Raw genomic sequence first — 12,024 nt, 5'->3', positions numbered from 1 at the left:
GCGTTCCTGGGGGCGAGTTCTTTGTGTGTTTGGAGTGCTGTAATGAAGCTTATCGCCACGATCCTTGCCGGCACGACGCTGGCCCTTGCGCCGGCCGCCATGGCGCAGACCGCACCGCAGACGACCCCGGCGACGCCGGACGCCCCGGCTGCACAGACGACCGCTCCGGCGGCACCGGCAGCTACCGCACCGGCAACCAATGCGACGGTGACCGACGCCGAGGTCGGCCAGTTCGCCACCGCCGCGCTCGAGATCGAGAAGATCCGCAAGGACACCGCCACGCCGGAAGCCGACAAGGGCGCCAAGATGGCGGCCGCCGCTTCCTCGGCAGGCCTGAGCTCGGAGCGCTTCAACGCGATCGGCCAGGCGATGCAGGGCGACGCGGCGCTCAACCAGCGCATCCAGAAGGCGGCGACCGACAAGCTCGCGGCCTCGGGCGGCGGCGCCGCGGTGAAGCAGCCGTAAACGATTGTCACTACGGACACTGTGGCGGATCGCTTCCTTGGGAGCGGTCCGCTTTTTTGTTTCGTCATCCCGGCCTTGAGCCGGGATCCCGCTTCTTCTTGGTTTGGGAGCAGGTAGTGGGACCCCGGCGCAAGGCCGGGGTGACGATGGCAATTCTGGTTTCTCCAGCTCAGCCTAAGGAAACCCGTCACCCTGAACTTGTTTCAGGGTCCAACGTGCCTCAGGCGGTATCCTTGGTGGAGGGTTGGATGCTGAAACAAGTTCAGCATGACAGGGGATTATTCAGCATGACGGGGGATTATGAGGCCTCCCCGGAACCCCTGCCCTACCGCCCCGCGCAGCCCAGCGCCGCCGCGTCGATCGCGGTCGCCGCGCCTTTCAGCGCGTAGCTGTCGGCGAAGGGCGTGCCGCTGGCGCCGACGGTTTCCACGCTCATGCTGCGGCCCGAACGCATCGCCACGACGATCGCAGCATCGGTGCGGGCATCGGGTGCCCAGGCATCGGCGTCGCCCGCCTGGAGCTCGAAGCGGCGCTCGCCGATCGAAAGGGTGACGCGGGCATTGCCGGCACGGGTGCGGCTCAGGCGGATATGGAGCTGGTTGCGCACCCCGTCGCGCGGCCAGCTGGCGATGCTGGCGAAGGGTTTCGCCTCGCGATATTTCTCGACCGGCTGGGCGATGGCGAAGCAGCGCAGCGGCGAGGAATCGCGGAAGGCGCCCCAGCTGTCGAACGTGCCGAGCGGGGTGCGCGTCTGCGCCTGCAACAGGAGAAGGAGCGCCAGCGCGCTCATGCCGGGGCGGCGCCGCGGCCGGTGCCGAGATGCACCACGGTTTCCACCCCGCCCTCGATCCGCACCACCGAGCCCTGCGGCAGATCGCGCGCGACGGGGGCGCCGAATGCGGGCGAGACCGGCAGGCCGGTCATCACCCCGCGCAGCACCCGGCTCGACATGCCGTGCATGATCACCAGCCTATCGCCCGGGTCTTCATCAGTGTCGGCGAGCCAGGACGAAACGCGCACCGCGATACCGTCATACCATTCGCCGCCCGGCGGCGGACGGGTGTAGAGGCCGTGCTCGATGTCGAGGAAGCCGGGGGCCTCGTCCATCAGATCGGCATAATAGCGGCCGCTCCATTCGCCCATGCCGATCTCGACCAGTCGGTCGTCATGCCGGGCCTGGTGCCAGTCGAGCTCGAGATGCTCGGCGATCACCGCCAGCGTCTGCAGCGCGCGGCCGGCGCTCGACGACCATAGGGTAAGCTTCGGCTTCGGCCCGAGGATCTCGCGCAATGCGGCGCCCATCGCATCGGCCTGGGCGAAGCCGGCGCGGGTGAGCGGGGTATGGGGATGATCGCCCTGCATGCGCCGGGCGATGTTGAACACGGTCTCACCGTGGCGGGCGATGAAATCGCGGCCTTTGCGCTGGGTCGTCATCACTTGCTCACAAGCCCGCATGGCAGCGGAAAGGCAAGTGCCCAATTTGCGCCCCCTTTGGTTCATCTCCCGATCAGGTGCAGTAGCCCAGTACCACACCAGCCCCGGTCGGGGCGCAACGAAAAGAGGGAGGTACCATGTCCAACACAAGCGACGCATCGGTCTGACCGCGCGACAGGCGCCTGACCTGTTGCCCGTAAGTCACGCTTTTTGTTGTTTATCTGGGGTTCATGAAACAGCGCGGGCCTCCCCCGGTTTTGAACCCTGCCCATGCCGGACAGCATGGGTGCGTACCCAAGGAGTTCCGTTATGCGTACCAAGTTCATCGCCGCCGCCGCGACCCTGCTCGCCGGCACCGCCTTTGCCGCTCCCGCCTTCGCCCAGAGCACCGATGCCGGCTTCACCGGCCCGCGTGCCGAAGCCGTGGTCGGCTGGGACCATGTGAAGGGCGACAATACGGGCGGCGTCGACGGCGCGCTCTATGGCGGCCAGATCGGCTATGACTTCCAGGCGGGCAGCGCCGTGCTGGGCGTCGAAGGCGAAATCACCGGCTCGACCGCGCGCCGCACCGAGAACAACGTGATCGTCGCCGGCGACAGCGCCCGGCTGAGCACCGGCCGCGACCTCTATGTCGGCGCGCGCGCCGGCTTCACCGTGGGCGGCAACGCCCTGATCTACGCCAAGGGCGGCTACACCAACGCCAAGCTCAACAGCCGCTACACCTCCGGCACCACCGACGTCCGCTTCGACGACAATGTCGATGGCTGGCGCCTGGGCGCGGGCGCCGAAGTGAAGCTCAACGACAAGGTCTATCTGAAGGGCGAATACCGCTATTCGCAGTACAAGAATGACGATGCCGGCATCGATGCCAAGCGCCACCAGGTGCTCGGCGGCGTGGGCGTGCGCTTCTAAGATCGCTACCACGACGCATTAACTACGCATTTAAGGTGTGAACTATAGGGCCGGAGCGCTTGCTCCGGCCCTTTTTACCGTTAAGGGTATGGTCCGGAAAATTCCCGCAAGCGGGTTCAGATTCGGGCGATAGCTGCCCCGGGGGTTCTTGATGAAGGCGACGATCGAACGCGCAACTCTGTTGAGGGGCTTGAGCCACGTCCAGTCCGTGGTCGAGCGGCGCAACACGATCCCCATCCTGTCGAACGTGCTGATCGAGGCACAGCCGGGCGGCGCGCTGCGCCTGATGGCGACCGACCTCGACCTGCAGATCGACGAGACGATCTCCGCTTCGGTCGACCAGCCGGGCGCGATCACCGTGCCGGCGCACACGCTGTTCGACATCGTGCGCAAGCTGCCCGAGGGCGCGCAGGTCGAGCTGACCGCTGCCGAAGGCCGTATCACCGTCAATGCCGGGCGCGCGCGCTTCACGCTGTCGACGCTGCCGCGCGACGATTTCCCGATGATCGCCGAGGGCGAGCTGCCGACGGTGTTCGAGCTGCCGGCCGAAACGCTCAAGCAGATCATCGACAAGACCCGCTTCGCGATCTCGACCGAAGAGACGCGCTATTATCTCAACGGCATCTATCTGCATGTCGTCGACGAGGCGACGCCTGTGCTGCGCGCCGCCGCCACCGACGGCCACCGCCTCGCCCGCGTCACCGTGGCGCGTCCGGACGGCGCCGATGCGATGCCGGGCGTGATCGTGCCGCGCAAGTGCGTGGGCGAGCTGCGCAAGCTGCTCGAGGAAGTCGACGGCTCGATCGGCGTGTCGCTCTCGGCCTCGAAGATCCGCTTCGATCTGGGCCAGGCGATCCTGACCTCGAAGCTGATCGACGGTACCTTCCCGGATTACACGCGCGTGATCCCGACGGGGAACGACAAGCTGCTCAAGCTCGATCCGAAGAGCTTCATGGAAGGCGTCGACCGCGTCTCGACCATCGCGACCGAGAAGACCCGCGCGGTGAAGATGGCGCTGGAGCGCGACAAGATCATCCTCTCGGTGACCAGCCCGGAGAATGGCGCGGCGGCCGAAGAGGTCCCGGGCGACTATGCCGCCCTGCCCTTCGAGATCGGTTTCAACAGCCGCTACCTGATGGACATCCTCAACCAGATCGAAGGCGATTTGGTGGAAGTCCATCTGGCCGATGCGGCAGCACCGACGCTGATCCGCGAGAACGACAAGTCGCCGGCGCTGTATGTGCTGATGCCGATGCGCGTCTGATCGCACGGCGATTGCGGACATGAAAAAAGCCGGTGCGGGACCATCCCGCACCGGCTTTTTCGTATCAGGCCCGACGGATCAGGCGAACATGCCCCGGCGGATCGCCGCGACGATCGACACGACCAGATAGATCGCCGTCGAGATCGTCATCAGCGTCCACAGGCTGACCTCCGCGACCAGGCCGAGTTTGGCGAGCGCCGCCCAGCCGAACAGGCCGAGCTGGGACAGCCAGAAGCTGGCGATCGATGCCTCGGCCAGCGCGGCACGGGTGAGCTCGTCGCTGTCACGCCGGATCCGGGCATTGAGCCAGACCTGGAGCGCGAGCAGTGCGGCAAGGCCGATCGCGACCGGGATCGCCGCATCGCCGGTGTAGCCGAAGCGCACGGCGAGCGGCGGGGCGAGCAGCAGCGCGGCGCCGAGGAGCAGGCCGATGCCGTTCAGCCGCAGATAGCGCAGCACCGTGCCGTCGAGCGGATCGCCCTCCTGATAGTTCTCGGCCATGCGGCGATAGAGCGCGCTGCTCGACGCGGCGACAAGCGCGAAGAGGCCGAGGAGCAGCAGCAGCGCGGCGAGCACGGTCGAGGCGATGTCCTCGCCCGGCATTTGCGCGATCCAGTCGAACAGGCCGAACTGCCCGGCGGCGAAGCCGAGAACGAGACCGAACACGGCGCCGACCGCGGCGCGGACGAGCCGGCGGCGGGTCCCGGAACTAGCCATTGGGGAGCTCGGGCGGGGTCCAGTCGTCGAGGAAGATGACATCGATGGGCACTCCAAAGATCTTCGAAAGCCGCATCGCCAGCGGCAGGCTCGGGTCGTATTTGTCGGTCTCGACCGCATTGATCGTCTGGCGCGAGACGCCGAGCAGCCCGGCCAGGTCGCCCTGGCTGAGGCCGGCCTCGGCCCGCAGCACGCGGAGCCGGTTCTTCATGCATGCTGTCCAGAACTCTGTACCATATGACAAGAGTTCTTGTCATAAGTCGGCAGCGGGTGTCAAGAACTCTTGTCAGCTCGGGTTTCCGCTACGGCAGCATTGATTCCCGGACCCGACTCCTGTATTGACACTCTTGTCAGTAAGGAATCGCATATGGCCACCCAGCCCGCCCCGCAGGTCTTCAACCCCGGCATCCCGATGAAGCGGGAATGGGGCACGGCGTTCCGTGCGCTGGGGCGGCTGCTCGCCAATGGCGACGATACCGAGCAGGTCTTCCGGATCATGCGCGCGCTCAACGGCGATGCGACGCAGAAGAGCTATCGCAAGCTGCTGACCATGCCCGATGGCGGGCGGATCGCCTTCCAGCATGTCGAGATGGCCGAGCGGCTGGGCGATCGCGCCTGGATCGACAGCTTTGCCGAGGGCACGGTGGGCGCGGCCTATCGCAACTTCCTCGATTCGACCGGCTATACCGCCGACGGGCTGGTCGCGGTGAGCATGGCCGAGGGCGCGTTCCAGAATGCCGATATCCAGCATCCCTATGCCTGGATGGGCCGGCGCGAGCGCGACATCCATGATCTGTGGCACGTGATCACCGGCTATCAGGCCGACGAGCATCTCGGCGAGGCCTGCCTGGTCGCCTTCTCCTATGCGCAGACCGGCGGGCTCGGCTGGGGCTTCATCGGCATGGGCGCGGCGCTCAAGAGCATCCGCATCACCCGCAAGCTCGATTTCTTCAAGGCCGTGATCGAGGGCTATCGCCACGGCAAGGCTGCGCAGTGGCTGCACGGCGAGGACTATGAGACCTTGCTCGCCGAGCCGCTCGATCAGGTCCGCAAGCGGCTGAACATCGGCGATCCGGTCAGGTACCGCAAGGCGCAGGCCAGCCTGGAAGCGGCCGGCCTGAAGGGGATCTAAACCCCGCGCCCTTGCTTACGGCAGGTCCTTGATCGCGCCGCCGGCGTTCGGCTTCATCAGCGCGTCCATCGCACCGAAGATCTCGTCGGCCGACGTGACGGGCGCGGGCAGCTCGAAATGCTTGGCGTCGATCTCGGCGGTGTCGAGCGACTTGAACTCGATCAGCGGGCCGTCCTGCTTGGCCGCACCTTCCTCGATCGGCGTGACGCGCAGCGGCGTGCCCTTGGCGAACAGCTCGGTCAGACGCGCGGAGAAGCCGGTCTCCTCGGGGAACATCGCACCGAAGAAGCTGTTCACCGTGTCGATCGCGCGGCGGAACACATTGCCGACGGGCGTGAGCCTGGGGTCGGCGCTGACCACCATCTCGATATGCTTCTTCTTCGAAGCCTCGTCGCCCTTGAGCATCAGCAGCTTCCACGCCTCGCCCTGCTGGCCGGCGACGACCGCGGCGGTGCCCGGCGCGATGCCGAACTGGAACTCCTTGGCCTTGGGATCCTCGCTCTTGGGGATGAAGCCCTTGACCAGATCGACCATCGCCTGGAGCTCGAAGACCTTGGTGCCTTCCTTGTCGGTGACGGCGATATAGTCGACGCCGTCGCGGTGGATGATCGTGAACTTGCCGCCGACGTCGAGGCGCGAATTGCCCCCGTCATCGACTTCGATCACCAGCTCCTTGCCGCCGGCATTATAGCGCGCGGTGACGTCGGCCAGCGCCGGCATCGGCGCGAGCGCCAGGATCGTGGCAAGGAACAGCTTGGTACGCATGGTGGAACCCCCTTATTCGACGCCGGCGATCATCCGCGATGTCGCGCGCGGCGGCAATAGCGGCTATCGGCGGGGAATGGCAGTGTCCCGCCTCGTCCTGACCGACTTCCGCAACCATGAAGACGCCGTGCTCGTGCCCGGGCCCGGCTTCGTGGTGCTGAGCGGCGAGAATGGCGCGGGGAAGACCAATGTGCTGGAGGCACTCTCGCTGCTCGCCCCCGGCCGGGGCCTGCGCCGCGCGCCGCTGACCGAGATGGCGCGGCAGGGCGGCAGCGGCGGGTTCGGCGTGGCGGCGCGGCTGGGTGAGACGGACATCGGCACCGGCACCCAGGCGAGCGCGCCCGAACGGCGGCTGGTGCGGATCAACGGCGCGACCGCCGCCGCCACCAGCCTGGCCGAATGGGTTAGCGTTCTGTGGCTGACCCCGGCGATGGACCGGCTGTTCGTCGATGCGGCGGGCGAGCGGCGGCGCTTCCTCGACCGGCTGACGCTGGCGCTGAGCCCCGGCCATGCGCACCATTCGACCCGATACGAAGCCGCGATGCGCGAGCGCAATCGGCTGCTGGCGGAGGATGCCGCGCCAGACCCCGACTGGCTGACCGCGCTCGAGGCGCGGATGGCCGAGCATGGCGCGGCGATCGATGCCGCCCGGCGTGCGCTGGTCGTGGCGCTGGCCGAGCGGCTGGCGGCGCAGCCCGAGGGACCGTTCGCGCGGGCGGGGCTGGCACTGGAAGGCTGGCAAGGCGATGCCGACGCGCTCGCCCGCGAGCTGGCGGCCGGTCGCCGGCGCGACGCGGCGGCGGGCCGCACGCTGGCGGGTCCGCACCGCGCCGACCTGCTCGTCACGCATCTGGGGAAGAATCAGGCGGCGCATCTCTGCTCCACCGGCGAGCAGAAGGCGCTGCTGCTTGGGCTCGTCCTCGCCCATGCCGAGCTGGTCGCCGAGCGCGTGGCCCGCGCACCGATCCTGCTGCTCGACGAAGTCGCGGCGCATCTCGACCCGGGCCGGCGTGCGGCACTGTTCGAACGGCTGGAAGGCCGCGGGCAGGTGTGGATGACGGGGACCGAGCCGGCCTTGTTCGAGGCGGTTCCCGGGGGTGCGACGCGGTATCGGGTCAGCGATGGGGCGGTTTCGGTCGAGTAGCTGAGGATACCAGGTGCTCCCCGGCGAAGGCCGGGGCCCAGGGTCACGAGCGACACGGCAGAGAAACCCTGGGCCCCGGCCTTCGCCGGGGAGCAGGTTAATTGGATAGCGTCAGTCCTGATTGCCGAGAACTGTCACCAGCTCGAACAGGAAGGCGCGGCCCGAATAGAGCGCGTCGACCGCGAGCCGCTCGTTGAGCCCGTGGGTACCGTTTCCATCCGGGTCGGAATAAGTGCCCGGCGGGCCATAGGAGGGGATGCCGATCGCCTCGAGGAACACGCCGTCGGTAGCGCCGGTGGACATCATCGGCACCAGCGGCACGCCGGGGCGATGCTTCGCCAGCAGCTTCTCGATCGGCTTGACGATCTTCGGATCGAGCGGCACCGGCCGGGCGAGCGGGCCGCGCAGCTCGGGCAGGGTCACCGTCATCCGGGGATCGGCGATCACCCGGACCAGTTCGTCGCGCACCGCTTCCGCCGATACGCCGGGGAAGATGCGGCAATTGATGTTGGCGCCGGCGCGCTGGGGCAGCGCATTGTTGGCATGGCCGCCATCGATCAAGGTCGCCACGCAGGTGGTGCGCAGCATCGAGTGGAAGGCCTTGTCGGTGTTGACGATCGCCTCGGCCGCCTTGTCGCCCGGATTGGCGGCGAGCGCGATCATCGCCTTGCCCATGTCGTCACCGCGCGCCGCGCCGGCCCGGGCGAAATAGGCCCTGGTCGTATCGGTCATCATCAGCGGGAATTCGAACTCGCGGACCTTCACCAGCGCGTCGGACAGCTCGTAGATCGCATTGTCCTTCACCGGCGCGGAGCTGTGACCGCCGGGATTGGTCGCCTCGATCCGGTAGTTGACCGCGGTCTTCTCGCCGACATGGAGGTTGGCGGTGAGCAGCTTGCCCTTGCCGTCGGTGCGGCCACCGCCGCCTTCGTTGAGCGCGAACTCGGCGGCGATCAGATCGGGCTTGTTCTCGGCCAGCCACTTGGCGCCGTTGAACGCCCAGCTGGTCTCCTCGCCGCAGGTGAGCGCCAGCTTGAGCGTGCGCTTGAGCTTCGCCTTGCCGAGCTTGAGGCGGAGCATCGTGTCGATCCAGATCGCATCCAGCGCCTTCATGTCGGCGGTGCCGCGACCCCAGAAATAGCCCTTCTCCTCGACCAGCTTGTACGGATCGCGGGTCCAGTCCTCACGCTTGGCGGCTACCACGTCGATATGGCCGAGCAGCAGGATCGGCTTCAGCGTCTTCGACGTGCCGGGCAGGACGACGACCAGCCCGCCCTCCTTGGGATGATCGGGCACCGCGAAGCGGGTGATGTCGGCATCGCCATACCCCGCCGCGCGCAGCCGCACCTCGACCTTGTCGGCCAGCGCGGTGCAGCTACCGGTGGTGATGCTGGTGTCGGTCTCGACCAGTTCCTGATAGAGCGAACGCAGCGCTTCATTGTCCTGGGCCTGGGCCGGGAAAGACGCCAGCAGCACCGCAAGTCCCACCGCCAAACGCTTCATCGACCGCCCCTTTTCCGCCCCGGAATCTCGTCCACAATTCATCATGTTTCCCCGCGCGGGCAAAGCGCCATTTTGCTTCCGTTTCGTGACGCCAATACCTATATGCTGGGCATGGCAAGCGACGACACCACTCCCGAAAATACCCCGAACCAGAACAGCTACGGCGCAGACTCGATCAAGGTCCTCAAGGGACTGGACGCAGTGCGCAAGCGCCCCGGCATGTATATCGGCGACACCGACGACGGTTCGGGCCTCCACCACATGGTGTTCGAGGTCTCGGACAACGCGATCGACGAGGCGCTGGCCGGGCATTGCGACAAGATCATCATCCAGCTGAACGCGGACGGCTCGGTCTCGGTCGAGGACAATGGCCGCGGCATCCCGACCGGCATCCACAAGGAAGAAGGCGTCTCGGCGGCCGAGGTCATCATGACCCAGCTCCATGCCGGCGGTAAGTTCGAGAACACCAGCGACGATAACGCCTACAAGGTATCGGGCGGCCTGCACGGCGTGGGCGTCTCGGTGGTCAACGCGCTTTCCGAGTGGCTCGACCTCAACATCTGGCGCGACGGCGAGGAGCATTGGATGCGCTTCGCCTATGGCGACGCGACCGCGCCGCTCAAGGTGATCGGCAAGGCCCCCGAGGGCAAGAAGGGCACGCGCGTGACCTTCCTCGCCTCGACCGAAAAGGCCCCGGGCGACGGCGGCACCTTCCGCAACCAGATCGAATATGACTTCGACAAGCTCGAGCACCGCTATCGCGAGCTGGCCTTCCTCAATTCGGGCGTGCGCCTGTTCCTGCGCGACGCGCGGCACGAGGAAGTGAAGGAAGTCGAGCTTTATTACGAGGGCGGCATCGCGGCCTTCGTGAAGTGGCTCGACCGCAACAAGCAGCCGCTGATGCCCGATCCCGTGGCGATCGCCGGCACCCGCGACGACGTGACCATCGACGTGGCGCTGGAGTGGAACGACTCCTATTATGAGAACGTCCTCTGCTTCACCAACAACATCCCGCAGCGGGATGGCGGCACCCACCTCGCGGCGTTCCGCGCGGCGCTGACCCGCACGATCAACAGCTATGCCGACAAGAGCGGCATGCTGAAGAAGGAGAAGGTGACGCTCACCGGCGACGACATGCGCGAAGGCCTGACCGCGATCGTCTCGGTCAAGCTGCCGGATCCGAAGTTCAGCTCGCAGACCAAGGACAAGCTGGTCTCGTCCGAAGTGCGCCAGCCGCTCGAGAGCCTGATGGCGGACAAGCTGGCCGAGTATCTCGAAGAGAACCCGGCCAACGCCAAGACGATCATCCAGAAGGTGATCGACGCTGCCGCCGCCCGCGAAGCCGCCAAGAAGGCGCGCGAGCTGACCCGGCGCAAGGGCGTGCTCGACATCGCCAGCCTGCCCGGCAAGCTTGCCGACTGCCAGGAGCGCGATCCGGCCAAGTCCGAACTGTTCTTCGTCGAGGGTGACTCGGCAGGCGGCTCCGCGAAGCAGGGCCGCGACCGCCAGTTCCAGGCGATCCTGCCGCTGCGCGGCAAGATCCTGAACGTCGAGCGCGCGCGCTTCGACCGGATGCTCGCCAGCCGCGAGATCGGCACGATCATCACGGCGCTGGGCACCGGCATCCGCGACGACTTCAACATCGAGAAGCTGCGCTACCACAAGATCGTCATCATGACCGACGCAGACGTGGACGGCGCGCATATCCGCACGCTGCTGCTCACCTTCTTCTACCGGCAGATGCCCGAGATCATCCAGGCCGGGCACCTCTATATCGCCCAGCCGCCGCTCTACAAGGCGACCAAGGGCCGCAGCGAAGTGTATCTGAAGGACGATACCGCGCTCGACCAGTATCTGGTCGAAGGCGGCGTGGGCCTCACCCGGCTCGAGACGCATGAAGGCCCGATCTTCGGCGAGGAGCTGATGAAGCTGGTCGACCATGCCCGGCGCATGCGGACCCTGATGCGCTACGTGCCGCGCCGCTATGCACCCGACATCGTCGAGGCGCTGGCGCTGGCCGGCGCGTTCGATCCGGACGCGAGCCGCGAGCAGCGCGACGAGCGGCTGGGCGCGGTGACCCGCCGGCTCGACCAGACCGACGAGGATGCGCGCTGGAGCGCCCGCGTGACCGAGGATGGCGGTTTCCACTTCGAGCGGCTGTGGCGCGGCGTGACCGATCACCACATCATCGAGGCGGCGTTCCTGGTCTCGGCCGAAGGGCGCAAGCTCCACACGCTCGCCGCCGAGCAGGCGCAGAGCTATGCGGTGCTCGCCAAGCTGGTGCCGGCAAAGACCGCCGCGACCGAGGAGGTTGCCGCGCCGGCAGCCGAGGACGGCGAGGAACTGGTCGCCGCCGCCAAGGGCGAGACGCTGGTCGCGCGCCCGAGCGAACTGCTCGACGCGATCCTGGCGGCGGGCCGCAAGGGCCTGTCGATCCAGCGCTACAAGGGTCTTGGCGAGATGAACGCCGAGCAGCTGTGGGAAACCACGCTCGATCCGGCAAACCGCTCGATGCTGGTGGTGCAGATCGACCAGGCCGATGTCGCCGACGAGATCTTCACCCAGCTGATGGGCGACGTGGTCGAGCCGCGCCGCGACTTCATCCAGGAGAACGCACTGAGCGTGGCCAACCTGGACGTCTGATCCGGGCCGGGCGCGGGCTGGAACCGCCCGCGCCCGCCTTGTGAA

General features: G+C 67.1%; 12 protein-coding genes. 6 read left to right on the top strand and 6 right to left on the bottom strand.

The window, feature by feature from the left end; all coding sequences use genetic code 11:
* Window positions 1-42: 42 nt before the first annotated feature.
* Complete coding sequence (locus O3305_RS17500) at window positions 43-465, top strand: DUF4168 domain-containing protein (RefSeq protein WP_269573675.1); 423 nt, start codon at window positions 43-45, stop codon at window positions 463-465.
* Between the two features lie 325 nt (window positions 466-790).
* On the opposite strand, the gene O3305_RS17495 is transcribed toward O3305_RS17500, so the two are convergent.
* Together O3305_RS17495 and O3305_RS17490 are read right to left on the bottom strand one after the other, a co-directional pair.
* Window positions 791-1,255, bottom strand: a complete 465-nt coding sequence (locus tag O3305_RS17495; RefSeq protein ID WP_269573674.1) for an invasion associated locus B family protein — start codon at window positions 1,253-1,255, stop codon at window positions 791-793.
* Entirely contained in the window at window positions 1,252-1,899 is a 648-nt protein-coding gene (locus tag O3305_RS17490) for a histidine phosphatase family protein (RefSeq protein WP_269573673.1), read from the bottom strand. Before O3305_RS17490 ends, O3305_RS17495 begins: the two co-directional genes overlap by 4 nt.
* Window positions 1,900-2,208: 309 nt before the next feature.
* On the opposite strand from O3305_RS17490, the gene O3305_RS17485 reads away from it, so the two are divergent.
* On the top strand, window positions 2,209-2,811 hold the full coding sequence (locus O3305_RS17485; RefSeq protein ID WP_269573672.1) for an outer membrane protein: 603 nt from the start codon (window positions 2,209-2,211) through the stop codon (window positions 2,809-2,811).
* Between the two features lie 151 nt (window positions 2,812-2,962).
* Window positions 2,963-4,075, top strand: a complete 1,113-nt coding sequence (gene dnaN, locus O3305_RS17480; protein WP_269573671.1) for a DNA polymerase III subunit beta — start codon at window positions 2,963-2,965, stop codon at window positions 4,073-4,075.
* A 78-nt stretch (window positions 4,076-4,153) separates the two neighbouring features.
* On the opposite strand, the gene O3305_RS17475 is transcribed toward dnaN, so the two are convergent.
* Together O3305_RS17475 and O3305_RS17470 are read right to left on the bottom strand one after the other, a co-directional pair.
* Window positions 4,154-4,792: a hypothetical protein gene (locus O3305_RS17475; protein WP_269573670.1), complete on the bottom strand. Its 639-nt coding sequence runs from the start codon at window positions 4,790-4,792 to the stop codon at window positions 4,154-4,156.
* A complete protein-coding gene (locus tag O3305_RS17470) occupies window positions 4,785-5,003 on the bottom strand; it encodes a helix-turn-helix transcriptional regulator (RefSeq protein ID WP_184162158.1) in 219 nt (72 codons plus the stop codon). Before O3305_RS17470 ends, O3305_RS17475 begins: the two co-directional genes overlap by 8 nt.
* 156 nt (window positions 5,004-5,159) lie before the next feature.
* Here O3305_RS17470 and O3305_RS17465 point away from each other — a divergent pair, with 156 nt between their 5' ends.
* Window positions 5,160-5,924, top strand: a complete 765-nt coding sequence (locus O3305_RS17465) for a Coq4 family protein (protein ID WP_269573669.1) — start codon at window positions 5,160-5,162, stop codon at window positions 5,922-5,924.
* 15 nt (window positions 5,925-5,939) lie between these two features.
* Here O3305_RS17465 and O3305_RS17460 read toward each other — a convergent pair whose 3' ends face one another.
* Window positions 5,940-6,689 (bottom strand): hypothetical protein, encoded by a 750-nt coding sequence (locus O3305_RS17460; protein ID WP_184162164.1) that lies wholly within the window; start codon window positions 6,687-6,689, stop codon window positions 5,940-5,942.
* Between the two features lie 76 nt (window positions 6,690-6,765).
* Between O3305_RS17460 and recF the strand changes: the two genes are divergently transcribed.
* Window positions 6,766-7,833: a DNA replication/repair protein RecF gene (gene recF, locus O3305_RS17455; RefSeq protein ID WP_269576551.1), complete on the top strand. Its 1,068-nt coding sequence runs from the start codon at window positions 6,766-6,768 to the stop codon at window positions 7,831-7,833.
* 111 nt (window positions 7,834-7,944) lie between these two features.
* On the opposite strand, the gene O3305_RS17450 is transcribed toward recF, so the two are convergent.
* Window positions 7,945-9,336 carry a M20/M25/M40 family metallo-hydrolase gene (locus tag O3305_RS17450; protein WP_269573668.1) on the bottom strand — a complete coding sequence of 464 codons (1,392 nt, stop codon included), beginning with the start codon at window positions 9,334-9,336 and terminating at the stop codon, window positions 7,945-7,947.
* Window positions 9,337-9,447: 111 nt separating this feature from the next.
* On the opposite strand from O3305_RS17450, the gene gyrB reads away from it, so the two are divergent.
* Window positions 9,448-11,979 carry a DNA topoisomerase (ATP-hydrolyzing) subunit B gene (gene gyrB, locus O3305_RS17445; protein ID WP_409372581.1) on the top strand — a complete coding sequence of 844 codons (2,532 nt, stop codon included), beginning with the start codon at window positions 9,448-9,450 and terminating at the stop codon, window positions 11,977-11,979.
* Window positions 11,980-12,024: the final 45 nt, after the last annotated feature.

The organism is Sphingomonas sp. NIBR02145 (assembly GCF_027359115.1).
GTDB lineage: Bacteria > Pseudomonadota > Alphaproteobacteria > Sphingomonadales > Sphingomonadaceae > Sphingomonas > Sphingomonas kyeonggiensis_A.
Note: the sequence above shows the minus strand (reverse complement) of the source record. Positions and strands in the feature narration are given on the sequence as shown.